The 24,254-nt window shown below is 68.6% G+C and carries 18 protein-coding genes; 6 read left to right on the top strand and 12 right to left on the bottom strand.

The genetic code is table 11. The features are described 5' to 3' along the window. Nucleotides 1–83: 83 nt before the first annotated feature. Complete coding sequence (gene eccD, locus ACGF4C_RS15650; protein WP_030414167.1) at nt 84–1,547, bottom strand: type VII secretion integral membrane protein EccD; 1,464 nt, start codon at nt 1,545–1,547, stop codon at nt 84–86. A 255-nt stretch (nt 1,548–1,802) separates the two neighbouring features. Here eccD and eccCa point away from each other — a divergent pair, with 255 nt between their 5' ends. Further along, nucleotides 1,803–5,759, top strand: coding sequence for a type VII secretion protein EccCa (eccCa, locus tag ACGF4C_RS15645; protein ID WP_393566585.1), 3,957 nt, complete (start codon nt 1,803–1,805; stop codon nt 5,757–5,759). 111 nt (nt 5,760–5,870) lie between these two features. Here eccCa and ACGF4C_RS15640 read toward each other — a convergent pair whose 3' ends face one another. Both ACGF4C_RS15640 and ACGF4C_RS15635 read right to left on the bottom strand, forming a co-directional pair. Further along, nucleotides 5,871–6,605: a WXG100 family type VII secretion target gene (locus tag ACGF4C_RS15640; protein ID WP_393566583.1), complete on the bottom strand. Its 735-nt coding sequence runs from the start codon at nt 6,603–6,605 to the stop codon at nt 5,871–5,873. After that, nucleotides 6,602–6,928, bottom strand: coding sequence for a hypothetical protein (locus tag ACGF4C_RS15635; protein ID WP_030414170.1), 327 nt, complete (start codon nt 6,926–6,928; stop codon nt 6,602–6,604). Before ACGF4C_RS15635 ends, ACGF4C_RS15640 begins: the two co-directional genes overlap by 4 nt. Before the next feature lie 237 nt (nt 6,929–7,165). On the opposite strand from ACGF4C_RS15635, the gene ACGF4C_RS15630 reads away from it, so the two are divergent. The 3 genes from ACGF4C_RS15630 to ACGF4C_RS15620 all read left to right on the top strand — a co-directional run bounded on the left by ACGF4C_RS15630 (nt 7,166) and on the right by ACGF4C_RS15620 (nt 11,552). Further along, nucleotides 7,166–7,567: a hypothetical protein gene (locus ACGF4C_RS15630; RefSeq protein ID WP_393566581.1), complete on the top strand. Its 402-nt coding sequence runs from the start codon at nt 7,166–7,168 to the stop codon at nt 7,565–7,567. A gap of 419 nt (nt 7,568–7,986) precedes the next feature. Further along, nucleotides 7,987–10,221, top strand: a complete 2,235-nt coding sequence (locus ACGF4C_RS15625; protein WP_393566580.1) for an ATP-binding protein — start codon at nt 7,987–7,989, stop codon at nt 10,219–10,221. Next, nucleotides 10,218–11,552: an SUKH-4 family immunity protein gene (locus ACGF4C_RS15620; protein WP_393566578.1), complete on the top strand. Its 1,335-nt coding sequence runs from the start codon at nt 10,218–10,220 to the stop codon at nt 11,550–11,552. The genes ACGF4C_RS15625 and ACGF4C_RS15620 overlap by 4 nt, the downstream gene beginning before the upstream one ends. 153 nt (nt 11,553–11,705) lie before the next feature. On the opposite strand, the gene ACGF4C_RS15615 is transcribed toward ACGF4C_RS15620, so the two are convergent. Together ACGF4C_RS15615 and ACGF4C_RS15610 are read right to left on the bottom strand one after the other, a co-directional pair. Next, entirely contained in the window at nt 11,706–12,260 is a 555-nt protein-coding gene (locus ACGF4C_RS15615; RefSeq protein ID WP_393566576.1) for a hypothetical protein, read from the bottom strand. Between the two features lie 7 nt (nt 12,261–12,267). Next, a complete protein-coding gene (locus ACGF4C_RS15610) occupies nt 12,268–13,533 on the bottom strand; it encodes a hypothetical protein (RefSeq protein WP_393566575.1) in 1,266 nt (421 codons plus the stop codon). 1,039 nt (nt 13,534–14,572) lie between these two features. On the opposite strand from ACGF4C_RS15610, the gene ACGF4C_RS15605 reads away from it, so the two are divergent. Together ACGF4C_RS15605 and ACGF4C_RS15600 are read left to right on the top strand one after the other, a co-directional pair. Next, on the top strand, nt 14,573–14,902 hold the full coding sequence (locus tag ACGF4C_RS15605; RefSeq protein ID WP_261955376.1) for a WXG100 family type VII secretion target: 330 nt from the start codon (nt 14,573–14,575) through the stop codon (nt 14,900–14,902). 164 nt (nt 14,903–15,066) lie between these two features. After that, a complete protein-coding gene (locus ACGF4C_RS15600; protein ID WP_393566573.1) occupies nt 15,067–16,074 on the top strand; it encodes a PE-PGRS family protein in 1,008 nt (335 codons plus the stop codon). A gap of 214 nt (nt 16,075–16,288) precedes the next feature. Here the strand turns inward: ACGF4C_RS15600 and ACGF4C_RS15595 are convergent, their stop codons facing one another. The 7 genes from ACGF4C_RS15595 to ACGF4C_RS15565 form a co-directional block, all read right to left on the bottom strand. After that, nucleotides 16,289–17,650 carry a S8 family serine peptidase gene (locus ACGF4C_RS15595; protein WP_393566571.1) on the bottom strand — a complete coding sequence of 454 codons (1,362 nt, stop codon included), beginning with the start codon at nt 17,648–17,650 and terminating at the stop codon, nt 16,289–16,291. 88 nt (nt 17,651–17,738) lie between these two features. Beyond that, nucleotides 17,739–19,292 (bottom strand): WXG100 family type VII secretion target, encoded by a 1,554-nt coding sequence (locus ACGF4C_RS15590; RefSeq protein WP_393566569.1) that lies wholly within the window; start codon nt 19,290–19,292, stop codon nt 17,739–17,741. A gap of 51 nt (nt 19,293–19,343) precedes the next feature. Beyond that, a complete protein-coding gene (locus tag ACGF4C_RS15585; RefSeq protein ID WP_265360852.1) occupies nt 19,344–19,652 on the bottom strand; it encodes a hypothetical protein in 309 nt (102 codons plus the stop codon). Beyond that, complete coding sequence (gene mycP / locus ACGF4C_RS15580) at nt 19,645–20,805, bottom strand: type VII secretion-associated serine protease mycosin (protein ID WP_393566567.1); 1,161 nt, start codon at nt 20,803–20,805, stop codon at nt 19,645–19,647. Before mycP ends, ACGF4C_RS15585 begins: the two co-directional genes overlap by 8 nt. 339 nt (nt 20,806–21,144) lie before the next feature. Next, nucleotides 21,145–21,438 (bottom strand): WXG100 family type VII secretion target, encoded by a 294-nt coding sequence (locus ACGF4C_RS15575; protein WP_030414182.1) that lies wholly within the window; start codon nt 21,436–21,438, stop codon nt 21,145–21,147. Nucleotides 21,439–21,554: 116 nt separating this feature from the next. Then, nucleotides 21,555–21,878: a WXG100 family type VII secretion target gene (locus ACGF4C_RS15570; protein WP_030802605.1), complete on the bottom strand. Its 324-nt coding sequence runs from the start codon at nt 21,876–21,878 to the stop codon at nt 21,555–21,557. Between the two features lie 436 nt (nt 21,879–22,314). Beyond that, nucleotides 22,315–23,970: a type VII secretion protein EccB gene (locus ACGF4C_RS15565; RefSeq protein ID WP_393566565.1), complete on the bottom strand. Its 1,656-nt coding sequence runs from the start codon at nt 23,968–23,970 to the stop codon at nt 22,315–22,317. Nucleotides 23,971–24,254: the final 284 nt, after the last annotated feature.

Below are 24,254 nucleotides of genomic sequence, written 5' to 3'. Positions count from 1 at the left end.
TCCGGGCCGTCACACAGCGTACCAGCTGGAAACGGCCCCCCGACCGGGTGGTCGGGGGGCCGTGGCCGCGAGCGGGGGCCGGGCTAGTTGCCGGTGAGGCCGCGCACGGTGTTGTAGACGTCGAGGACCGCCAGGCACAGCGGCACCAGGGACAGCAGTACGAGGCCGTCGAAGATGTCGAAGATCCGGCCCCAGAAGGGGGTGACGCCCTTGCGGGGGACGACCAGGCCGACGCCGACGAGGACGGCCGCGCCGACCGCGATGCTGCTGGAGAACCAGACGGTGCGGATGTTGAGCGGTCCGGCGTCCTGGTACTGCAGGAGGTCGACGAAGATGTCCTGCGGCGGGTGCAGGGCGATGCCCAGGATGAGCAGGACGATGGTCAGGATGCCGGCGATGGTCAGGCAGGCGACCTGCGCGGTGTAGTCGAAGAGCCGGGCGCGGAGCATGATCGTGATGCCGGCGGCCAGGGCGAGCAGCTGGGCCCACATGTTGTCGGAGAAGCCGAGGACGACACCGGCGGAGCCGACGACGAGGGCGGAGCAGCCGGCGACGAGGCCGAGCAGCAGTTCGTGGCCGCGCTTGGCCTGGTTGCCGATCTTGATGAAGTCGACGGACTCGGTCTCGCCGCCGTTGTCCAGGGACCCCTTGGCGATCTGGTCCGGGGAGCGGTAGCCGATGGGCAGCCGGGCGAAGCGGGCGGAGAGGCCGGGGAGCCAGGCGACCATGGCGATGGCGACGACGGCGGTGACGGCGGCGACCTCGCTGCCCTGGGCGTCGGTGAGGATCGCGGCGAAGACCGCGAGGGTGCCGATGGCGGAGAGGAAGGCGGCCGCGACGAAGGGGGCGTCGCCGCGCGGCAGCAGCACCACCAGCAGGACGGACGCGATGAGTACGGTCACGCAGCCGACGAGGAGGTGCAGCCGGCCGGGGCCGGCGCCGTCGTCGACCGGGAAGATGCCGGAGCCGGCGATCAGCAGGTGCGGCAGCGCGGACAGACCCAGGGCGATGGAGGAGCCGTGGTCGTCGTAGACCCGGGCGCGGACGCCGGCGAGGGCGACCAGGACGATGCCGACGACGCCGGCGATGATGCCGGGCAGGCGGTGCATGTCGCGGTTCATCGGGTTCGAGAACCACAGGGCGAACGCCATCATGACGAGCAGCAGCACACCGGCGCTGAGGCCGAGGGTGTGCATGAGGTCGTCGCTCCAGCGGCTGCGGTTGCGCTTGACCGCGGAGGCGACGGCGTCGGAGACGTCGTCGAAGACCGGGAGCGGCAGCGATTCGGCGAACGGCTTCAGGAGCAGGAGGTCGCCGTCGAGGATCTGCTGCTGCGCGAGCGACTGCCCGGCGTCGAGGACCGTTCCGTCGCGCCGTACGAGGTGAAAGCCGGTCGGCGCGCCCTCCGCCTGGGACTGCCCGGAGAGCCGCAGGATCTCCGGGTAAATGTCGACGAGTGCGACGTCCTCCGGCAGTGCCACGTCGATCCGTGCATCGGGCGCGGCGACCGTGACCCGGCAAAAGCCGGTGCCAGTGCTCGTGCTCACCTGGCGGTTCCCCCTATCCGTTGGGCGTTTTGTCGCTTCGCGCGCCGTATATATAGAGCCGTCTCTGCGGGGCCGTGGCACGCTCGCGAGGCGTCAGCGTACCGTCCAATTCGGCGACCGCCCCACCCACCCCGTGACTTGACGCTTAACAGTAGGATCAACGCCTGGTTCGGGCCAAGGACTTGGCTCGGGGGGACCGTCGAATCCAACGGGGGCGGTCCGAGACTGCGAGATGCATGAAGGACTGATGCCTCGGTGAGCGTTGTCATCGTCAAGCGCCCGCCCCGCGCGCTGCCACCCGAAGTCCCCTCGGAGGAGGTGACACTTGAGGCTCCGCCTGAGCTGCCCCGCGAAGGTGAGCAGGAGAACCTCTTCATGACGTTTATGCCCATGATGGGTATGGCGTCCTCCGCGGGATTCCTGTTCATGGGCAACCAGCCGTTCATGAAAATCATGGGTGGCTTTATGGTGGCGTCCACGTTGGCAATGGCGATCATGCAGATCGTCAAGGCGCGGCAAGGCCCTTCGGGACAAATGGTCCAGGAGCGCCAGGATTACCTCAAGTACCTTGCGCAGAAGCGGAAAGAGGTACGGCGCACCGCGCGAAAGCAGCGGGATGCACAGCTTTTCACCCACCCCGATCCGAGCCAGTTGTGGTCGATCGTCGCGGAGGGCAAACGCGTCTGGGAACGGCGGGCGACCGATCCGGACTTCGGGCAGGTGCGGCTCGGGCTCGGGCCGCAGCAGCTGGCCACCCCGCTGAGGGCTCCGGAGACCGCTCCGGTCGACGAGCTGGAGCCGCTCACCGCGCACGCGATGAAGGAATTCCTCGACAAGCACGGGCAGTTGGACAACCTGCCGCTCGCGGTCTCGCTGCGCGCCTTCTACCACCTGACCGTCTCCGGTGACCCGGACACCGTCTACGGCTCGGCCCGCGCCATCATTTCCCAGCTGTGCACCCTGCACTCCCCCGAGGACCTGGTCGTGGCCGTCGTCGCCGCGCCCGGTGCGCAGGCGGAGTGGGAGTGGACGAAGTGGCTGCCGCAGGTGCAGGACAAGACCACGGACGGCGCGGGCAGCCGCCGGCTGGTCGTCGGTGACCTCGGCGAGGTCGAGGAGCTGCTGGCGGACGAGCTGGAGGGGCGCGGGCGGTTCAACCCGCAGGGCACCCCGGTCACCGACACCCCGCACGTGGTGATCGTGCTGGACGGTGGCGAGGTGCCGATGGACTCGGTGATCGCCGGGGCCGAGGGCCTGCAGGGCGTCACCATCATCGAGGTCGTCCCGGGCGACCTGGACGAGATCCGCGGCGGTCTGGCGGTCCAGGTGTGGCCGGGCAAGCTGGTGCTGGAGTCGGCCAGCGGCGCGGTCTACCACGGTGTCTGCGACACCCTCTCGATCGCCGAATCGGAGGCGCTGGCGCGCCAGCTGGCTCCGCTGCGGGCGGGTTCCGGTGCGGACGGCGAGGAACCGCTGCTGTCCGCCCTGGACTTCACCGACCTGCTCAACATCGGCGACGCCGGGTCCCTGGACGTGTCGCGCACCTGGCGGCCGCGGACGCTGGCCGAGCGGCTGCGCGTCCCGATCGGTGTGGACCGCGACGGCCAGCCGGTCATGCTGGACATCAAGGAAGCCTCACAGCAGGGCATGGGCCCGCACGGTCTGTGTGTCGGTGCGACCGGTTCCGGTAAGTCCGAGGTGCTGCGCACCCTGGTGCTCGCCCTCGCGGTCACGCACTCCTCCGAGACGCTGAACTTCATCCTCGCGGACTTCAAGGGTGGCGCCACCTTCACCGGTATGTCGGACATGCCGCACGTCGCGGCGGTCATCACCAACCTCGGTGAGGACGTCACGCTGATCGACCGCATGCGCGACTCGATCACCGGTGAACTCCAGCGCCGTCAGGAGCTGCTGCGCTCCGCGGGCAACTACGCCAACATCACCGACTACGAGAAGGCGCGTGCCGCGGGTGCCCCGCTGGACCCGCTGCCCTCGCTGGTGATGATCATCGACGAGTTCTCCGAGCTGCTCGCCGCCAAGCCCGACTTCATCGAGATGTTCATCCAGATCGGCCGTATCGGCCGTTCGATGGGTGTGCACATGCTGCTCGCCTCGCAGCGTCTGGAAGAGGGCAAGCTGCGCGGTCTGGACACCTTCCTGTCCTACCGGCTGGGTCTGCGGACGTTCTCCGCGGCCGAGTCGCGCACCGCGATCGGTGTGCCGGACGCCTACCACCTGCCGAACGTCCCCGGTTCCGGCATCCTGAAGTACGACACCGAGACGATGGTGCAGTTCAAGGCCGCGTACGTCTCCGGTACCTACCGCGGTCCGGGCGGCGGCGGCCGGGGCGGCAGCGGCGGCCGGTCGATGCGGATGCCGGTGCCGTTCACCGCGGCCCCGGTCATCGAGCAGATCATCGAGGAGCCGGTCGTCGAGGCGACGGAGCCGGAGATCGACGACGCGCTCGCCGACACCGTGCTGGACGTCATGGTGCAGCGGATGCAGGGCCAGGGCCCGCCGGCACACCAGGTGTGGCTGCCCCCGCTGGAGGAGGCGCCGACCGTCAACCAGCTGCTGCCGGCGCTGGCGGTCACGCCCGAGCGGGGCGTGCACGCGGCGGAGTACACCGCGCTCGGCAAGCTCGTGGTGCCGGTCGCGCTGGTGGACAAGCCGTTCGAGCAGCGGCGTGACGTGATGTATTTGGACTTCTCGGCCGGTGCCGGTCACGGTCTGGTCGTCGGTGGTCCGCAGTCCGGCAAGTCGACCCTGATCCGTTCCGCCATCGCGGCGTTCGCGCTCACCCACACCCCGGGCGAGGTGCAGTTCTACTGCCTCGACTTCGGTGGCGGCGGCATGCTCACGATGGAGGACCTGCCGCACGTCGGCGGGGTCGCCTCGCGTCTGGACGCGGAGAAGGTCCGCCGTACGGTCGCCGAGGTCGTGGGCATCCTCAACGAGCGTGAGGAGTTCTTCCGGCAGAACAACATCGACTCGATCGCGACCTACCGCCAGCGGCGGGCCGCGGGCGCCTTCCCCGGTGAGAAGTGGGGCGACGTCTTCCTCGTCATCGACGGCTGGGCGACGTTCAAGACCGACTACGAGCAGCTGGACCCGGTGATCCTGGACATCGCCGCCCGCGGTCTCGGTTTCGGTGTCCACCTGATCATCGCCGGTGCCCGTTACACCGAGGTCCGTCCGGCGCTGCGCGACCAGCTCCTCAACCGCGTCGAGCTGCGCCTGGGTGACCCGATGGAGTCGGAGTTCGACCGCAAGCGCGCGGAGAACGTCCCGATGGGCAAGCCGGGCCGCGGTCTGTCCCCGGAGAAGCTCGACTTCCTCTCGGCGCTGCCGCGTCTGGACGGCATGAGCGACCCGGAGACGATCAGCGACGGCATCGCCAACCTGGTGTCGACGGTCAAGGAGCACTGGCAGGGCGAGCCCGCCCCCAAGGTGCGGATGCTGCCGACGATGCTGCGCGCCACCGACCTGCCCAAGGGCAGCGACTACCCGGAGCACGGCATCGCGATCGGTGTCGACGAGACCACGCTGTCGCCGGCGTTCATCGACTTCGAGACCGACCCGCTGCTGGTCATCTACGGCGAGAGCGAGTCCGGAAAGTCGTCGCTGCTGCGTCTGCTGGCCAAGCAGATCGCCGAGCGCTATCCGTCGGACAAGGCGCTCATGGTGGTCTCCGACTACCGCCGTGCGCTGCTCGGGGAGATCCCCGAGAGCCACATGTACAAGTACTGCGCCGCGGGCCCGCAGCTGCAGGAGGTCATCAGCGGACTGGCCGGTTCGCTGGGCCGCCGGATGCCCGGGCCGGACGTCACGCCGGAGCAGCTGCGCAACCGCAGCTGGTACGACCTGCCGGACGCGTTCGTGATCGTGGACGACTACGACCTGGTGGCGACCAGCAGCGGCAACCCGCTGCAGCCGTTGCTGGAGTACCTGCCGTTCGCCCGTGACCTGGGTCTGCGCCTGATCATCGCGCGCAGCTCCTCGGGCGCCGGACGGTCGTCGTTCGAGCCCGTGATGCAGCGTACGAAGGAGCTCGGTGCGCAGGGTCTGATCCTGTCGGCCGACCCGGCGGAGGGCCCGCTGATGGGCAACATCAAGGGTCAGCAGCTGACGCCCGGCCGGGCCACGTTCATCACGCGCAAGCGTGGTGCGCAGCTGGTCCAGACGGGCTGGCTGCCGGCCCACGGCGGGTAACCGGCGAGCACGGCAACGGCGGTGGGGCGTCCCTGAAGGAGGGGCGCCCCACCGCCGTTTCTCATGTGCTGTACGTGAGGCCGGGCCGCTGCGGGCGGTGCGGCCGGTCGCTCAGCCGAACGCGCCGTGCTGGGTGGGGTCCGGGGCGGCGGGTTCCGCGGGCTTCTTCTCCGCCGGGGCCGGTGCGTCCTTCGTGCCGGACGCGCCCGAGGTGGTGGAGCCGGCGGACGTGGCGGGTGCGGCCTTGGGGTCGCGTTCCGCGCCCGGTGCCGGCTCCGGTTCGGCCGGCCGGGTCCGTACGCCCTTGGCGAGGCCCTCGCCGCCGCGGGTCGCGGCCTCGCCGTCCCGCGCCGGCCCGAACGGGTCCGGCCCGTGGGCGGCCGTGGAGGTCTCCCAGGTGTGCGTCACCTGCGGGACCGAGCTCTGGCCGCCGCCCTTGCCGCCGCGCTTGCCGAACGCGCCGCCGAGGCCGCCTGCGAGCTGGCCGAGCGCCATGAAGCCGTAGGCGACCTGGGGGCCGGACGAGCCCTGGCCGCCGCCCGAGGCGCTGTGCGCCTGCGGGGCGCCGTGGTCCTGGTCGTCCTTGTCGTCGTCGGGGTGCTGTGCGGCGGCGTTCTCCAGGTCGGCCGCGGCCAGTTCGAAGGTCGGCAGCGCCTCGTCGACGGACCGCTTGAGGCGGTGCCACTCCGCGGCGAACGCCTCGCCCGCCGGGCCGTGCCAGTTGGCCGCGGCCGCGGTACCGACGTGCCGGTCCAGGTCGCGGACCATGCCGTCGAGGTGCTTGCCCATCTCCCGCCAGCCGGCCGCCGCTTCGTGCAGTGCCTCGGGGTTGCGTCGTCCGCTCACTTGGCGCTCCGCATCTTCTCGACGCTCCGCAGGGTGTCGACCAGCTCGTCCTCGGCCGCCTCGGTGTTGGCGACGGTCTCCTTGATGCCGCTGCTGACCTCGGCGAGCCGCTCCTGCAGCTGGACCAGGGCGTGCTCGGCCTGTTCGTACAGCTCGCGGAACGGCCGGGCCGCCTCGTCGCTGCCGAATCCGTCCCGCAGCGCCTCGGCATCGGCCCGCCGTCTGAATGCGGCCAGCTGCCGGCTCAGTTCTTCTGCGCGTATCCCGAAGGAGGCACCGAGCGCGTGCAACTCCTCCGTACTGAGCCGGACTTCGTCGGACATCATTTCTCCCCGAATTGAATGACAGCTGCCTGCCAACATCGCCTCAGGTCTAGCACACCCGCAATAGCCCCGAAGCCCACTGTTGATCGGCCGGCCGCCCGGCCGCGGAATGGATACGGAGCAATATGCGGCAATACCGACAACCCCCGCCTTGACGACGCGTTCACATCCGTCATTAGACTCTGGACGCCGGTGCAGCACGCGTGGTTGCTGTGCCATCACGTCAAGGGGGCAGAGATGAGCAACGAGCGGCAGATCCAGGACGAGGACCTGATGGACGTCGCCCAGGATCCGGAGCAGGCGCACCGGCTGCGGAAGGCACTGAAGGTCCTGGCGGAGAACCCCAACGTCGGCGGCAAGCTCCAGGAGATGGCCCAGGAGGTGCTGTCCGGCCGCATCGGCATGAAGGACGCCATCCAGACGCCGGGCTACATGGACGCCATCGGCGACCGGCTGAGCGAGATGCGGCGGGCCGCGGAGGACCAGACCATGGCCGAGCGCGAGGAATCGCGCGAGAAGTTCGCGGCCTGGCAGAAGGAACAGGAAGAGAAGGAAGACCAGGAGCGCGCCGAGCGCGACGGCCCGTCGGGCAACATCGTCACCGGCTCGCGGCGCGGCGGCCGCGGCCACCGCGGCTGAACCGGTCCGCCACTGCCTTCCTGGCCGCTAGGGGCGAATTTCCGGAATCCACCGGCGGCTTGGCGAAGAGCCCAGGCTTCGCAGAGCGAAGGAAGCAGATCAATACCCGGGAATTTCGGGCATTGATCTGCTTCTTTCTCCACAGGAGATTTCCAGCACTCGCGATTTCTCCACAACCGGTGGCCCCACCTGGCGGACGAGGCCGACAAGGCTGCAGGAGCCCCCACCGTCACCGGCGCCCCACGAGCCACCGGCAGACCGGCCGTACACCCGCTCCGGCCTGCGTGTTCCAGTTCCGGAACAGCCGGACCCGCGGCGTCCCGCACACGCGGCCCGGATCATAGGATCGAACCGGTAAGCCGGTACACGCAGGAATCCACGAAGGTGGAGGGCGGGATTTGATGGGGGACGAGGAAGCCATGAGCGCCTCAGAAGAGGGAAACGCCCGAACGGCCGGATACGCTCCGCACCCGCACATCGGCGGCCGCACCGCCGTACTGCGCGCCCTGGCGGCCTGGCGCATGCGCTGGCCCGGGGCACCGCGCGTCATCGTGCTCACCGGAAATCCGGGCAGCGGGCGGTCACGCCTGGTCACCGGCTTCCTGATGATGTGCGATCCCGGCTACCGCAAGCAGCTGCCGCTGGACGAGCTGGACCCGGCCACGGTGCCGCCGGACCTGCCGCCGCCCGCCGTACCGAGCCCCGCCGGCCGTACCGCCGCGCAGGTGCTGTGGCTCCTCGCGGACCACTTCGGCCTGCGGGCCGGCCGCACCGAGGACGTCTTCACCGAACTCGCCGCGCGCGAGGAGCCGGTGACGATCGTGGTGCCGGACGTGGACCGGGCCGGTCCGGTGCGCGCGGCCCAGGAGCCGGCCCGCCTCATACGGGAGGTGCTCGCCCCGCTCGCCGCCGTCGAAACGGTTCAGCTGCTGGCCGACGTCCCGCGGGAGCTGGCCGCGGAGCTCGCCGCGACGCTGCCGTCCGGGCAGGTCCAGGTCATCGACCTCGACGCGCCCGAGTGGGCCGACCCCGCGGGCCTGGTGCTGCACGCCGAGACCGCGCTCGACCCGGACACCGGAGCTCCGGAACTCCCGTACACCACCGACCCGTCGGCCCGCCGGGCGCTCGCCGAGGCGCTGGCCGGACGCGCGGCGGGCAGCCGGCTGACCGTCCAGCTGGCGGTGCAGTCGCTGATCATGCAGCCGGAGGGCTTCGACCCGGCGGACCCCGCCCTGCTGCCCGGCAGCGTGGGCGAGGCGCTCGATGTGCACGCCCGCCGGCTGGGTGCCGACCCGCGGACCCTGCGGCTGATGCTGGCCCCGCTGGCGTTCGCCGAGGGCGAGGGCCTCCCGGTCCAGCTGCTGGGCCCGCTGGCGAACGCCGTCGCCGGCCGGGACATGAGCCAGGACATCGCCGACGGCATGCTGCTGGCCGCCCCGTTCATCCAGCCGGTCGAGGCCGGGACGGTCGACGACACGGCGGATGCCGCGCCGGCGGACGGCGAGGGCGCCGCGGACGCCCCCGGCGCCGGGCCCGCCCGGACGCTGCTCCGCCTGATGCACCCCGCCCTCGCCGAGGAGATCCGCGCCGGCCTGCCCGACGTCCGGGACGCCCAGACCAAGATCGCCATGGCGCTGCTGGAGGCGGTCCCCCAGCAGGACTGGGCGCAGGCCGATCCGTACATCCGCGACCACCTCGCGGCGCACACCCTCGAAGCGGGTCTGCTGCCCCAACTCCTCACCGACCCGGGGCTGTTCGCGCACGCCGACCCGGTGGTCCTGCGGGCCGCCGTCGAGGCCGTCCCCCTGGAAGCGCTGGGCGCACCGGCCCGTACGTATCTGCGCACGGCCCCGCTGCTCACCCGCTCGCAGGCCCCGGCCGAGATGCGGGCGGCCTTCCTGGAGACCGCGTTCGTCGAGGACGGGCTGACGCCGTACGCCGAGGCGCTGCACGCCCGCGGCTTCCGGCTGCCGTGGCGCACCCTCTGGAGCGCACCGCTGCCCGGCGTCCAGGCAGTGACGACCGGCGCCCTCCTCCAGGGGAACACGGAGAGCACCCAGAGCACTGAGGGCACTGAGGCCGCCGGTCCGCGTGCCGTCGTCGCCCTGGTCGTCCCCGAGGGCACCCCCGGCTCCCGTACGGTGTCGCCCCCTACGGAGGGCACCGGGACCGAGGCGGGTACCGGGACCGAGGCGGTTACCGCAGAGGGCGCGACGGAGGGCACCGGTACCGGGGCGACTGCCGCAGCGGGCCCGGACGGGGCGGGCGCAGCTGACGTCGCCGCCGGTCCCGGCGGCCGGGCGATCCTCCTGCACGACCTCCGGAGCCCGGAGTTCCTCGATGCCGACCCCGCGCAGGTGCTGCGTCCCTCGGACGACGAGCGCGCCGCGGCGCCGTTCGGGCTCAGCCGGGGCGCCGACTACCTCCGGGTCTGGGCCCGGGCGACCCAGGAGGTGGTGGCCGCGCTGGTGTCCGACGCCCCGATCACCGGCGCCGACCTCTCCCCGGACGGTGTGCTCGTCGTGGCCACCGAGCGCGGAGTGACCGCCCGGCAGATCCTCGCGGCCGCCCCCGCCGCCCCCACCGTGCCGGCCCAGCGCGCCGGCACCACTGACGCCGATGCTTCCCACGGCCTCGAAGGAGACCACTCGTGATCACCCAGGCGCAGGCACACGCCACCGCCGCCCGCTGGCTCAACCCCGAGGGGCACCAGGGCCCGCCGCGTGAGGTGGCCATGCAGGAGTTCGACCTCGGCTGGGTGGTGTGGGCCGTACCGCCGCCCCCGGAGGTCGACCCGGAGACCGGGCAGCGCCGCCCGCCCGCCGAGATCGGCACCGCCTGCGGCGTCGTCGACCGGGCCTCCGGCGAGCTGACCGTCTGGCCGTCCGTACCGGTCGACGAGGTCGTGCGGATGTACCAGCAGAAGCACGGCGGCGGCGCGGCCGGCGCGCCCCCGGCGGAACCCGCCCGGCCGCCGGTCACCGGCCCCGGCAACACCGCCGTCGCCACCTACGACGACCCCGCGACCGGCGAGGAGACCAGCCTCGCCCGCGTCTCGTCCCCCGGCCAACCGCCCGTGGAGTACCAGCTGTACGAGGAGTTGCGGCGGCTGGGGGTGGACCCCGCGGCCGTCCGCGCGGTCCACACCGACCTGCGCCCGGCCCTGCTGCCCGGCGGCTACCCCGGCGACTTCGTCCTCCGCACGTTCCCCAACGCCTCGTTCTCCTGCACCGAGGGCTACGGCATGCGCCCCGAGGAGCGCGCCGAGGGCGTCGCGGGGCTGCTGCGGCACGTCGAGATGATGCACCAGCTGGCGGGCCAGCAGCCGCCGCCGCGGCCGCACCGGGTGCCGGTGCCGGAGCGCGTCGAGCCGGCGCCGCAGATGCGGGACGTGGCCCTCGGCAAGCACCTCGTGGAGGTTTACGGCCCCGAGGGCATCCGCCGCCCGGACGCCGACGACCTGGCCGCGACCCAGCTGCCGGAGGCGACCAGGAACACCCTGGTCTGGGCCGGACTCCCGTCCGAGGTCCCGTACTTCTTCACCGCCGACCGCTCCGACGCCCCGCCCGCCGGCGGGCCGTTCACGGACGTGGCGACCCACCTCCGCGAGATCGGCACGCAGGCCAAGGAGCAGACGCTCGAAACGCTGGCCGGCTACGTCCGGATCGGCACCGACGGCCTCTACACCATCGCCGTCCAGTGCACCGCACCGGAGACCAACCAGAGCCTGATCGGCACCGTTTGGGCCGTCCAGCCGTCCTCCGGCGGCGGCCGCTTCATCAACCGCACCCTCTCCGCCTACCTCCGCTCCCTGGCCCTCCTCACCACCACCCGCCAGGAAATGCAGGGCCTGGACCCGGCAGCGGCGGGCACGGCGGTGGCGGCCTTCCAGGAACAGCTCGCGGCGATCGACTCCTGGGCCCTGGACGACCCAGGCAACTGGTGGTCGCTGGTGACCGAGCAGATGTGGCACGGGTTGTTCTGAGGGAACTGTGTTGTTCTGAAGCAACTGTGTTGTTCTGAGGCAACTGCGACGTCCCTCTGTTAGGTCCCCCTGTTACATCCCCCTCCCCTCGATGCCGATCGGGGGGAGGGGGGCGGGGGTTCGCCGGTCTCCCTCAGTCCTCGGTCCTCAGTCTTACGGCAGCAGGAGCCAGTCCGCGGCCAGTGCGGCCGCCAGGCCGATGCCCAGCAACCAGGTGCCGAGCCGGGTACGCCCGTGCCGGCTGAGTTCGATCACCACGCCGCAGAGCACCAGCGCGGCTCCGTACACCCCGACCACGAGCACCGACGTACGCGAAGCCAGGCGCACCACCAGCACCACCGCCATCGCGGCCATGAGCACCGAGGCCAGGACGATGCGTATCCTCCGCGCCTGACGCGGGGTCAGCCCCACGCGGTTCGGGGACTCGACCTCTTCGCCGTCGGAAGAACTCTCTTCCTCGTCGGCAGCGAGCTCCTCCTCGGGGGAGGGGACCTCTTCCTCGGGTGAAGGGATCCCTTCCTCCTCGGGAACGAGCTCGTCGGCGTCCTCGGGAAGGGCCTCTTCCTTGCCGGGTAGGGGCTCTTCCTTACCGGGGACGGGCTCGTCCTTACGGGAGACGCCCTCTTCCTTGCTGGAAACCGGCCCTTCCATACTGGCGACGGGCGCTTCCTTGCCGGAAACGGGCTGTTCCTTGCCGGGTTCGTTCATGAGCGGTTCATGCACCTCGGTTCCATGCACTGACGAATGCCTCCATATGCGTGCGTACTGCGCTGCCCAGGGCGATCCATGACCCGTCGGTGAAGCCGACATCGAACCGTCCCCGGCCACCCACGGCCTTGGGATGCGAATTGACCCGAGCGATGTCCGCACGAGACACCGCCACCCCGAAATCCCACCGCGGTGTGGTGTCACGCCAACCCGTGTTGCGGTCCACGAGCAGGATCAACCGGCTGTCGGTCATCGCCTGCCGCCGTGGAGTACCCCCGGCGTTCGTCAGGTCGACGAGGAAACGGCCGGCCGTGCTGGCCCAGCCACCGTCCATGACAGTGCCCCAGATCGCCTTCTCGACGGCGCGGTCGGCCACCTGGTCCAGGGCATCCACCGTGCGCTCGACCCGGTCGCCGACGCGCCCCGCGGCCCGGGCGAACGGGTTGTTGACCAAGCGGCTGTTGGCCACCGCCCCCAACGGACGGGCCACCGCGCCGAGTGCACCGCCCAGCACACCCCGCACCCGCTCCTCGAGCACGGACGGACCAGGCGGAATGGTCGAAGTGATCGGAGTGGCTGAAGTGGCCGAAGTGGTCGGAGCGCGCAGCTCGGCGGGGACGGAGGGCAGCGCCGCATTGGCGAAGTAGTCACAGGCGATGACCAATCTCTCGCATGGCCGGAGGAACGGCAGAAAACAGTCGCGGTACTCCGGCTTCATACGGCGCGGCTCCTCTCGTCGGACGGGCGTCGACCGAAGTGGGGGCGTCAGCCGAAGGGGTTGTTGTCGGGTCGTGGGACTGCTGGACCACTGCCGGGCACACGACCAGCCGCGGGTCCTTCTCTCGACCGCCGGTTCGCGGTAACGGCTGAGCGGGTCCTGTGCGAGGGGCGACGGGTCGAAGTGTGAGGGCGACGGCAGCTGGTAGCTGGTAGCTGCCGAGAGCACCGGCACTCTGCGCCTGCCGCCGCAACCGAACAGAGGCCAGTCACCGCTCGACGCCTTACCGTTCTTCTCGGCGGTTTCGTGACTGATGAGGGGCTGCGCCGCCCCGCTCAACGGATTTCCCGTGAAGCCGGGGCCGTGCATCACGCCCTTGGCACCGTGCTTGATCGCCTTGCGCGTCATCCTGGCTCCCTGGGAGACGGCGAACTTCTCCCCTTCACCGGCCTCCTTGAGGTGCTTCCAGGTCAGCGGATTGTACCGCTTGACCTTGCACAGCCTCTTGGCCCGCTTGAGCATCTCCAGGCCCACCACATCGGCCGTGTAGCCCATGTCGCCGCTTCCGCCTCCACGGCGGTTCCCGACTCGGCTTTCCACCCGACGAGGTGGTCAGGTCATGGAACGCCTCGGGGTCGGGTCGGTCCACTCGTGCAAGAGGTCCGCTCGATCACCGCGTGCGTCGACCGTGATCTCCCACAACGCGGAGGCCCAGGCACTACCCACCGTCGCTGCTCCTCCAGAACTGCGCCGCGGCGGCGACGTCTTCATGACCTTCTCCTCAAACTTGGCGTCGGACTCCAGCGTCTCCAGGGGCGTCTGCGTTTCCAGGACGTCCTCGTTTCCAGGACGTCCTCGTTTCCAGGGCGGCCTCTTGAACGGTCCTCGTAATCCGCGCTGATCTCGTCTCGTCCGCTTCCGGCTATCGGCGCGCACCTTTCGGCCCGCTGACCGAAGCTTTTGACGAACTTGCCCAAACTCTCTTGGGCAGCGGCGAATTCCTCCGCCACGGATCCCACGGTCTGTAGTGGCCATGCGGCCCATGTCGCTCTTAATCAACGGGGCGGACAGCAGCACTACTAGCCTCCAGCCCCAGACCGTCGACATCCCTGAAGACCAAGCCGTGGGACCACCAGCATCGCGGCAACCACCAGTTCGCCACCACCTGGTACAGCCAGCCAACGAATCACGCGGTGCAGTACGCGGGTGTGCTCCTGGCCCGTACCGACCGACCGACCGACCCCAGCGTCACCCCCCACCACCGACCAAGTCACCACGGCCCGTTGAGCGGGCAACGCCCCAAAGAACTCCACGGACGAGCCTGCCCTCTAGGAGCCAGACCCGCCCCCAATCCCTCTATGCCTCAACGCGGTATGCGGTATGCGGTATGCGGTATGTGCCACGAATGCCATAGACAGACCAATTTTCACGGAACCTCCACGGCGCCGAGTAAAGAAATTCCCTTGAATCCACCGCAGGATCACCCGCCTTGACAGGTCGACGTTCGGTTCACCTAACCTGGGAACGCTAAACTCGCGCCAAGAGTCAGACGCTAAGCGTCCGAGCGGACGCACAGGAAAAAACGGGGGCTGTGGTGGCAGGCAAGGAATTTGACGTCGATCCGGATGTCCTGCGCACGCAGGGCAACGCGTTCGTCCACATCGGTGGCGATTTCTCCAAGGCATCGAAGAAGCTGAAGGCCGACCTGGAGGACCTCGGCAGCCCCTGGGAGAACTGCGACTTCGGCGACATCTTCGAAACGATCTACACGCCCATCAGGGACGGAATGTTCGAGTCCATGGACTCCCTGGGCGAGCGCCTCGAAGGCATCGGCGACAAGCTCCAGCACATGGCCCAGACGTACGCCGAGTCCGACCAGCAGGGCATCCACACCATCAGCGCCGTCGGCCGCCCGGTCATCTGACGCTCCGCCCACCGTACTTACGTCGGGCCGCACCACCCGGGCCGAGGGCGTGAAAGCTCCTCCCGCTCCACATCCCACCTCCTCAGCCCGGTTCCCCAACTCTCACTTCCCACCCTTTCCGTTGCTCTCCGCAATCGGCTACCACTGCACGGGGGACGATCACTGTGTCATTGACGCTGCCAGGCGAGGTCACCTGGGTCCTGGACCTGCTCGGCTACAGCTGGCCGGACGCCGACGAGGACAAGCTCCACGAATGCGCCCAGGTCTGGCGCAACTTCGCCGAGTCCGTCAACCAAGCAGCTTCCTCGGGCACTTCGGCAGCCAATGAAGTCGTCTCCGCCAACTCCGGCGAAGCGGTCGAGGGCTTCACCAACGAATGGGGCTCCTTCTCCGGCGGCGGTAACAGCGGAGACAATTACCTCCGCGACGCCGCCGCAGCGGCGGAAGTCATCGCCGTCGCCTTCGACGCCGCCGCCATCGCCGTTCTCGCCGGCAAGGTCGCGGTCATCGTCCAGCTCGTGATGCTGGCCGCGGAACTCATCGCCGCACAGGCCGCCGCGCCCTTCACCCTCGGTCTCTCCGAACTCGGCGCCGCCGGTGCCACACAGGCGACCCGCCTGATCGTCCGCCAGATCCTCGACAAGATCAAACGCGAGGTCATGGAGGCGGCCACCAAGGCCATGGAGCACGCCACCATGGACGCCATCAAGAAGATGGCGAAGAAGGCCGTGTCCAAGGAAGCCCGCAAGCTGGCGATGGACTACGCCAAGAAGACGGTCAAGGACACCGTCAAGGACACGGTCAAGGAAAAGGTTGTCGACGCGGCCAAGGAAAAGGCCACAGAAGCCGGCACCGAAATGGCTCAGAACGTCGCCCAGCAGGGCATCGAAAGCCACTTCGGAGCCCGCGACGGCATCGACTGGGGCGAAACGGCCGACATCGGCAAGGAAAAGGCCGGTGAATACGTCGACGGCATCAAGGAAGGCGCCAACGACCTCACCGACCCCAAGACCTACGTCGACCACGCCCGCCAGGACCTCACCGACCGCGGCCTCAACGCCGCCCAACGCCACGCCGACCAACGCACCGGCGGCGCCGCCACCCGCCACCAGGGCGCCACGGACGCCGTCCGGGAAACAGTAAGCGGCAGCGTCGAGGACGTCTTCGGCTGAGCCCGAGCGCCTCGACGGCAAGCCCGTCCAGTCCAGCCCTGCAGGGCCGCTGCATCCCGAAATCACCCGGGCCCGCAGCGGCCCTGCAGCCATTTCCGAGCCGCCCGGCCAGGCAATCACCGGCCGGCATAGAAAACACATTGGGGCCCGCGACCCGAAGGCCACGGACCCCAACGAAATTCCGCTGCTTTTCTGCCTGCCCTACGTCAGAGCATCACCGACCGGGCGGCTGCGTGGGCGGCGCCGGCGGGTAGGCCCCGGGCCCACCGGGCTGCTGCTGGTACGAGTTGTTCGGGTTCGGCGGATGCGGCACAAAGCCCCCGGGGCCGCCGGGCCCACCCGGACCACCAAAACCACCGGGGCCCCCGGGCGGCGGGCCATTACGACGGTTCTTCTTCTTGGCTACGAGAACGACGACCACGACGATGACGAGAACGACGAGCCCGACGACGGCAATGAGAATGATGAAGGGCATGCTCAGGCCCTTGTCGCTCTTGATCTTCGGGCCGGGCTCATTGCTACCAGCCGCACTCGAGGGGTCGGAAGAGGCACCACTCTTCAGTGCCGGGAACGGACCGTTCTTGGAACCGGCCGGGACGTCCTTGGTCAGGGCACTGTAGGGCTTGATGAATCCGTAGCCGTAGTGGGCGTCCGGAAGCTTGGCGTCCTTCATGTCGTCCGGCAGACCGGCCGTCTTGATCAAACGGTTAGCGACTTGACCAGCCGTCAAGTCCGGAAATTTGGCACGGAGGAGGGCTGCCGCGGCGGAGACATAGGCAGAGGAGTCAGAGGTACCGTTAGCCAGGCGGTACTTACCCTTGACGCCCGCCACTGGACTGGCGGACCGGATGTACACGCCTGGCGCCGTCAGCTTGAGAGACGGACCGTAATTGGATTTTTCCCAAACGTTGAGGTGTTTGTCTACCGCTCCCACTGCCAAGACGCCTGGTACTGATGCGGGATTGCTAGGGCTTCCTCCGGTATTCCCCGAAGCGGCGACCAGCAGCACATCGTGCTTCCTGGCATAGTCGATCGCTGACTGCTCTTCCGGTGTAACTTCTGCATTACCGACACCGAAGGACATGTTTACGACCTTCGCACCGTGGTCTACGGCGTATCGCAATGCCTCCGCATAATCTCCCGCTCCCAGCTTCGGGACGGAATCGGCGCCCGGGAGATCAATGGCGATGGGGAGGATTTTGGCGTCTGGAGCCAGTCCCTTGACTCCGTCAGCCCCTCCAGGCCCATGACCGTGACCAGCGATGAGCGAAGACATGGCAGTCCCATGCTCTCGATCCTCGTATGGTTGGTTCGCTGGCCCCCCGGTGATGTAGTTCTTGCCCGGGAGCACATTGCCCTTGAGGTCGGGATGGCTGCCGTCCGTCGGATCGTCGATGACGGCGACCGTGACGCCCTTACCCGTGGAGATCTTCCAGATATCTTCGACCCCGAAGGCTTTGAGGGCCCATTGGTCATTTCTGATCTGGTCCGCCGAAGCAACCGGCGCGGTGCCGAAGAGCAGTGCCCCCGCCACTACCGCGCCGCCCACCGCACGCAGCGTCCGCGTGAAGCTCATGCCATAACACCCTTCTTACAGAGTTGGGGCCCGCAGCCCGAGGGCTGCGGGCCCCAAGCGTCTCTACCGATTGCTTGTCCGGCCGGTCCTACTCGATGACCCGGGGAGCCACATTACGCTCCGTCGTCCAGGTCTCCTCGTCTTCGACGAGGTAGTCGGGACGGCTGGAGTCGTTCCCCTTGCCTTCGCCCTTGCCGCCGTGCGCACCATGCGCGCCGCCCATCATGCCTGCCGGGCGACGGCCGGAGCCCGAATTGGTACCGGCGGCGGATCCTCCTCGGCTGCGGTGCAGCCCGGAACCACCTTGACCTCCACCACTGGCCTTACCGCCGGCTCCACCGCCGACGATGCCGCCCTTCTGCCGGGCCATGGCTCCACCGGTGCTGACGCCCGGCTTGCCACCCATGCCCTTGCCTGCGGCGCCACCGTGGGCGCCGCCCATGCCGGGCATACCGGCGCGGCCGGTGCGGGCACCTGCCGCGCCACCAGCGCCCGCCGTGCCGCCCTTGAGGCCGCCGGCACCGCCCTTGACGCCACCTGCACCACGACCGGACATCCCACCGGTTCCAGCCATGCCGAGGCCGCCGCCCCCTGGGATGTTGACGCCGGCACCACCGCCGCCACCACCGGGCATGTGGACGCCGCCACCGCCGGCACCGCCGTTCAGACCACCGGCACCGCCGCCACCGGGGATCTTCACTCCGGTGCCACCGCCGCCACCACCGAGACCGTCCAGGCCGGTATTGACGTTCGGAGTCTTCGGCTTCAGCGAACCGACACCACCGCTAATGCCAGGAGTCTTCGGCGCGTTGGGGGTGTTGATGCTGGGGGAGGTCGGCATCTTCGGAGCACTGCCGCCCTTCATGCCGCGGGTCGGGATCTTCACGCCGCCCCCGCCGCCGCCTCCTGGCCCGCCCATGCCAGGCATGGGCATAGGCATAGTGCCCAGGCCATTTGTCGGGTCTTTTTGATCGGGAATCTGGTCGTCCCACCTGCTGTTCCCCGGCCCGCCCATGCCCGGCGGCTTCAAAGAAGAAGCCCGCACCACATAGGCCGTGCCCAGGTTTTCCATGGCCACAGCGGCCTCAAGCCGCTTCTTCTGATGGCCAGACAAGTTGTCCTTGTTCGCGTCAAGGATTCCCTGGGTGCTCACACCGGTCTTCAGTGCGTCGTTCAGATCGTCGTCGTCGATCTGGTCCGACCAGGGCATCTCACCCCAGACGTCATCGCTCCAGTTCCAGCCGTCGTCGATCGGCTTGACCTTGTCGATGGCCTTCTGCAGGTCTTGAGCGGTCTGCCCCATGACCTGCGCCGTGTGCGTGGCGTAGGGAGCGCCGGTCCGGAAGTTGTTGCTGATCTTCTGGGCCTGCTTGGCGAACTTCTCTGCCGTGTCGCCGTGCCAGGACTCCAGCACCTTCTTCACGGCATCCTCGAACCGCTTCTGGATGCCGCCACCGCCGTCACCCGGCCCAACCAACTGGTCGTGCAGGTCCTGCCAGTTCTGTGCTACGGCGCGCACCTGATGGACGTCGGCACCGTCCAACATTCCCTTGAGGCCATCGAGGTCATGCTGATTGAACTTGGTTGTGAACGTCTCCCAGGTGTTTCCACCCGTGGGCGCACCGCCCGCGTCTCCACCCATTAGTGGACCCCCTTCTCTCTCACCTACAGGTCAACCGAACTACTGCCACCGTCAGTGCATGCTGTTGTCATGCTCGGCGTCCTCGTAGGCGTCCTTCGTCTGCTTGGACTTCTTGCCGAACTCGTCGATCATGCCTTCGATCTTGTCGACGATCTGCTGTTGGATGAAATCCTTCATCTCGTTGTGGGCCTTGTGCATCCGGTCGCGCTCCTCAAAGCCCTTCCCGAGCGCCCCGTCCGGCAGGTAAGTCTGGTTCTTCGCCTTGTCCTTCGGGCCACCCATGTCCTTCAGGACCTGGTTGAGCTCCTTCACGACCTGGTCGAGGGCGTCGAGATCAACGCCGTATTCCTTGCTAGCCATGCTTGGCCTCCCCGTGAGTTGTCAGTCCGGTCTTGCGGCGCCAGTCGCGGATGGCGATCGAGGAGCCGACGACCGCGGCGACGGCCAGGAGTCCGCCGCCGACAATGTAGATGGCGATGCGGGCGCGCCGTTCCCCAGGTGACTCACCGATGGTGATGGCGGCCGGCTGGATGTTGGAGCCGTCAGCCGCGTTGGAGGGCTTGTCCGGCTGGGGTGCGGCGGTGGGCCGGGTGTCGTCCTTGAGGGCGGCCACCGGGTCGACCACGCCCCAGCCGATGTTGTGGTCCGCCTTGCTGCGCACCCGCTCGGCGGTCTGCTCCAGGTGCCAGATCACCTCTTTGGGCGTCCAGTGCTGGCCCTCGCCCTTGTGCTTCGCGATCAGGAGGGCCGCGGCGCCCGCGGCGTACGGTGCGGCGAAGCTGGTGCCCTGGTCGACACAGTTACCGCCGTTGGGGACGGTGGAGACCATGTCGACGCCCGGTGCGGCGATGTCGACCCAGTCCCCGGGCTGCGAGAAGGGGGCCCGCTCGTTGTTGCGGTCCGAGGCAGCGACCGACAGGACGTTGTCGAACTCCTGGAAGGCGGCGGGGTACATGTTCTTCTCCGCGCCGCTGGCGCCGTCGTTACCCGCCGAGGCCACGATCAGAATGTTGTTGCTGGCCGCTTTCCGGATCGCCGCCTTGAGGAGCTCCAGCCTGGCCGGGCTGGCCGCCGTGCCCTGCGAAATGTTGATGACGTCGGCCTTTAGCGAAACCGCGTAATTGATCGCGTCGGCAAGGCTGGCAGCATTGCCCGCCTTCTTGTCGCTGGTCTGCTGCAGGGGAATGACCTTCGCCTCGGGCGCAATTCCGAAGAAGCCGGAGCCGGGCCGCGGGCGCGCGGCGATGATGCCCGCGACCTTGGTGCCGTGGCCGACCGTGTCCTCGGTCGGCTTTCCTCCGACGAAGGATTTACCGCCGCTGATGTTGGGCCTGATCTGCGCGTTGCCCGCGTCGATCCCGGTGTCGATGACCGCGACCCGGACGCCCTTGCCCCTGGTGTCGGCCCACATCTGATTGGTCAGCAGACGCTGCAGCGACCAAGGGGTCTCTTTGATGTCGTCGGCGCCGAACTTGCACTCACCACTGTTGAGCGGAACGTTCGTGTCCGCCATCGCCGGCGCGGCGGTGGCGCAGGACAGGCCGACGAAGCACGCCGCCGTGACCAGTGCGCCCGCCGCTCGTCGACGGTGCCCGGCTCGGTGACCAATGGCGCGAGATCCCACGGGTTGTCTGCTCTCCATGTGTGGCGAAAGGGGCGGGAACGAATCGAGGGGTGAGAGTGGGGGGAGGTGTGAGAGGGAAGAAGTGAGAGAAGGTGGGGGGAGGGGGTGGAGGTGCTGTGGACGGCAGAAGGGCGAGCGCACTGATGCAGCGCGCTCGCCCTCATTGACCACTGTGCGAGCCGTCGGGGCTGCTCAGCCGATCGCCATCCGTAGCTGTGCCGACCTGGGTCAGCCGCCCCAGATACCGGCGTTCTTGTGCTCGGTGGACTGGTAGTTCTGGGCGGCGGTGTCCAGAGCCTTGGCGATGGCCTCCAGCGTGGAGTGCAGGGAGGCGGCGCGCTGGTCCCACTCGCGCTGGCGGGCCTGGTAGCCCTCCTGCGCCGCACCTTCCCAGCTGGCGGCGATCTTCTTGACGCCCGCCTCGAGGTCGTCGAGCTGCTGGCGGATGTTGTTGGCCGTACCGCGCACGTCGGAGCTGGCCTGCTGGATCGTCGCAAAATTAACGAGGATCTGGCCTGACATGGTGTCTCCTCAGGAGTTGATGCTGCTGGTCGATTCACATGCCGCAGCGGCCGGCGCGAGGGCCGGCACGGGCTGCGGCGAGTAGGCCGGGCGCCGCGGTCAGCGGCGCGGCCCCATCATCCGAACGGGGAAGCCGAGGCGGAGATGTGCGTGATCGACTGCGCCTGCTCCTCTTCGGAGGCGGAGTAGTTCTTCGTGGTCTCGTCGATCGCTTCCTTGATCTCACCCAGAAGCTGGTTGAGACGGTTGGCGTCCTCGTTCACCTGCGACTGCAGCTGGTTGTACGAGGAAGCCGCAGCACCCTTCCACCCCGAGGTGATGGTGTCGACGACCGTGTTCAGGCGGGAGATCTCACCCTGGATCGACTGATTGACCGAGGCGATCTTGCCGCTGAACGCGACCATCTCCTCCTCGGTGGTTGTGTACTGCTGACCAGCCATAGTCAACGTCCCCCATGAGACTCGTACGTCGTACCGCGCCGTGCCGCCAACGGGGACCCACGCGGTTGGCATCACCTGCTGACGCCTTTGCCTACTCTAACCACTCCATATGCCCGTTCCCAACAGGGGGGAGACGGTTGTGACGGGATCACAACATTGTCAACTCCCCTTCACGAAAACGGCGTTCGGGGAAACGGACAGATCCGATGCTATCGGTCGAAGGGCCGATACGGCCGGGGCACGACGAAGATCACACCGAGAAGTCCGCTGACCGGCGCCATGAATTGCATCCGACGGGAGCGGTCCGGAATCCGTGCCGCCACAAAAGGCCGCGCCGAATGCCCGTTTCCGGGCGAATTCGGCGCGGCCTTCTCTCGCGTCGCGGGGAAACTACGCAGAAGCGGTCGACGACGTCACCCCGAGTCGACCGACAACGTCACGACGACTGGGGCTGCTTCGCACTGCGGATCTCCAGCGCCGGCCCGTTGGAGAGCAGGGAGGACCATGCCTTCAGGATCAGCGGGGGGTGCGTGCCGCCGTATCCGAGGTGGGCCCGTGCCTGGTCGACCTCCTGCTTGTCACTGCCGGCCTTCGTGGCGCTGTCGTTGTTCCGCGGGATGAGGTAGCGCAGTCCGGTGTCGGTGACCAGGAACAGGCTGCCGCTCTTGACCCTGGGGTTGGCGACCTCCGTGTAGAGCAGACCGCTGCCGGGGGTGACGTACGAGCTGGCGCCCGAGGCGATCTTGGCGGGGTAGTCGTCACCGACCCAGGTCTGCATGTCCGGCACGCCGTTCGGGTAGCCGAGCTGCTTCTCCTGGCCGCCCGGGTACTTGGTGTTGGTGCCCTTGTAGACGCTGCAGGAGACGCCGCTCTCGGTGGGGCCGCCCAGGCCGCCGGTCTGGGAGCCGTTGGCGAAGTCGTTGGCCGGGCTCACGGTGTCGGTCGGCCACGGCGACTCGACGTCGGTGCCGAGGACCTTGCCCAGGAACGTGGAGTAGCCGTTGCCCGTCTCGTCCGGCTTCGGACGGAAGGAGCCGGTGGCGACCTGCACGGGTTCCAGCGCCGAGCCGGAGGAGTTCACCTTCTGCGCGTTCGGGCCCTCCATCAGGAGCTTGGCGACGAAGTTGGAGACCTGCTCCACGCCGTCCTTCTCCACCACGTACTTCTGACCGTCGCTGTCCTGAAGGATGGAGCCGACGGTACGGGCCTTCGCCGGGACCTCGGTGTCGGTGGTCTGACTGCCCGCGCCGCTGACCATGGGCATGGAGATCGCCATGACGCTGGGGACCTTCAGCAGGGTGTCCATGAACTGCTGGGTCACCTTCTGCGGCTGGGCCTTGGCGCCGAAGATGATGCGGCGCAGGTCCTTGTCGCCCTGCTCCTTGCCGCCCGGGGGCTGCCATCCGAGGCCGGTGGAGTTGAACTCGAAGGCCATGCCGTTGTGGTCGACCAGCCACGGCTTGCCGTCGGGGTCCTCGACGTAGAGCGCCTGGTGGAAGTCGAGCTTGCCCTTGCGGGTGTCGTCCACGAGCTGCTTGTCCTTGCCGGCCAGGACGAAGACGGCCTGCTGCGGCTTGCTGCCGGCGCTGGTCCCCGGGCGGTTGCAGACGGCCCAGGTCTTCGGCTTGTCCGCGTCCTCCGCGCTGGGCAGCCGGTCGGGGGCGAACGGGATGCCGATGGCGGGACCGTGCGGGATCTTGCCGTCGAGTTCGGATTCCTTGACCTTGACGACCTGGAACTTCGGGTCGAGGAGCAGCCGGGCGGATGCGAGGTTCAGGATGGGGTGCAGGAGTTTCTGGTTATTGCCATTGGCGTCCTTGGTGTTCAGGACGATATAGCGGGTGGTGGATTCATCCCCGACGATGACGTTCTTGCCGACCTCGTCCCACCCTTGCGGCGCCACCGGCTTGAGAATGCCGCACGCGCCGAATCCCACGAGCATCAGGACGCCCATGATCATGCTGGGCACCACCGCCTTGAGCGGCTTGGGGGCGCTCTCGATCGATCCGTTCGGCAGCGGCTTCAGGAATGCCGCATTCGTGCGCTTTCGGGCAAACGAATACGCATTCAGCTCGTCCCGACGTGATGCCATTATTGCTTTCTCTCCCCGCCTGTTGGATCCACATCGAACCGCCCCCGGCACTCACGCCGTAGCGCCCTCTACTATGCCGTGTGTCGATCGACCCGTACGGTACGGGTGCCACCTTCCAACGCACCAGTCTCAGCGGCGGCCGATACGCCTAGAGGCCCACATCACCAGTAGAGGAGCAGGCCGGGGGATGTCCAGCGCCACCAGGGCTCGACGCCGCAATGGGCGGCAACAGCAGCAACAGCCTTCCGGGGCACCGCAATCTGCGGGAAATGCTGGCCAAAACG

Origin of the sequence: Streptomyces sp. NPDC048197 (assembly GCF_043202395.1) — a bacterium.
Lineage (GTDB): Bacteria > Actinomycetota > Actinomycetes > Streptomycetales > Streptomycetaceae > Streptomyces > Streptomyces siderophoricus.
The sequence above is the reverse complement of the archived record's forward strand: the minus strand, read 5'-3'. Positions and strand labels throughout refer to the sequence as shown.

What these genes read in the sequence shown, in the direction of transcription:
- ACGF4C_RS15570 (WP_030802605.1), bottom strand. Translation starts at nt 21,878, where the DNA reads ATGGCTGGTCAGCAGTACACAACCACCGAGGAGGAGATGGTCGCGTTC.
- ACGF4C_RS15575 (WP_030414182.1), bottom strand. Translation starts at nt 21,438, where the DNA reads ATGTCAGGCCAGATCCTCGTTAATTTTGCGACGATCCAGCAGGCCAGC.
- ACGF4C_RS15625 (WP_393566580.1), top strand. Translation starts at nt 7,987, where the DNA reads ATGAGCGCCTCAGAAGAGGGAAACGCCCGAACGGCCGGATACGCTCCG.
- ACGF4C_RS15630 (WP_393566581.1), top strand. Translation starts at nt 7,166, where the DNA reads ATGAGCAACGAGCGGCAGATCCAGGACGAGGACCTGATGGACGTCGCC.
- ACGF4C_RS15585 (WP_265360852.1), bottom strand. Translation starts at nt 19,652, where the DNA reads ATGGCTAGCAAGGAATACGGCGTTGATCTCGACGCCCTCGACCAGGTC.
- ACGF4C_RS15635 (WP_030414170.1), bottom strand. Translation starts at nt 6,928, where the DNA reads ATGTCCGACGAAGTCCGGCTCAGTACGGAGGAGTTGCACGCGCTCGGT.
- ACGF4C_RS15615 (WP_393566576.1), bottom strand. Translation starts at nt 12,260, where the DNA reads ATGAACGAACCCGGCAAGGAACAGCCCGTTTCCGGCAAGGAAGCGCCC.
- ACGF4C_RS15595 (WP_393566571.1), bottom strand. Translation starts at nt 17,650, where the DNA reads ATGAGCTTCACGCGGACGCTGCGTGCGGTGGGCGGCGCGGTAGTGGCG.
- mycP (WP_393566567.1), bottom strand. Translation starts at nt 20,805, where the DNA reads ATGGCGGACACGAACGTTCCGCTCAACAGTGGTGAGTGCAAGTTCGGC.
- ACGF4C_RS15610 (WP_393566575.1), bottom strand. Translation starts at nt 13,533, where the DNA reads ATGGGCTACACGGCCGATGTGGTGGGCCTGGAGATGCTCAAGCGGGCC.
- ACGF4C_RS15565 (WP_393566565.1), bottom strand. Translation starts at nt 23,970, where the DNA reads ATGGCATCACGTCGGGACGAGCTGAATGCGTATTCGTTTGCCCGAAAG.
- ACGF4C_RS15590 (WP_393566569.1), bottom strand. Translation starts at nt 19,292, where the DNA reads ATGGGTGGAGACGCGGGCGGTGCGCCCACGGGTGGAAACACCTGGGAG.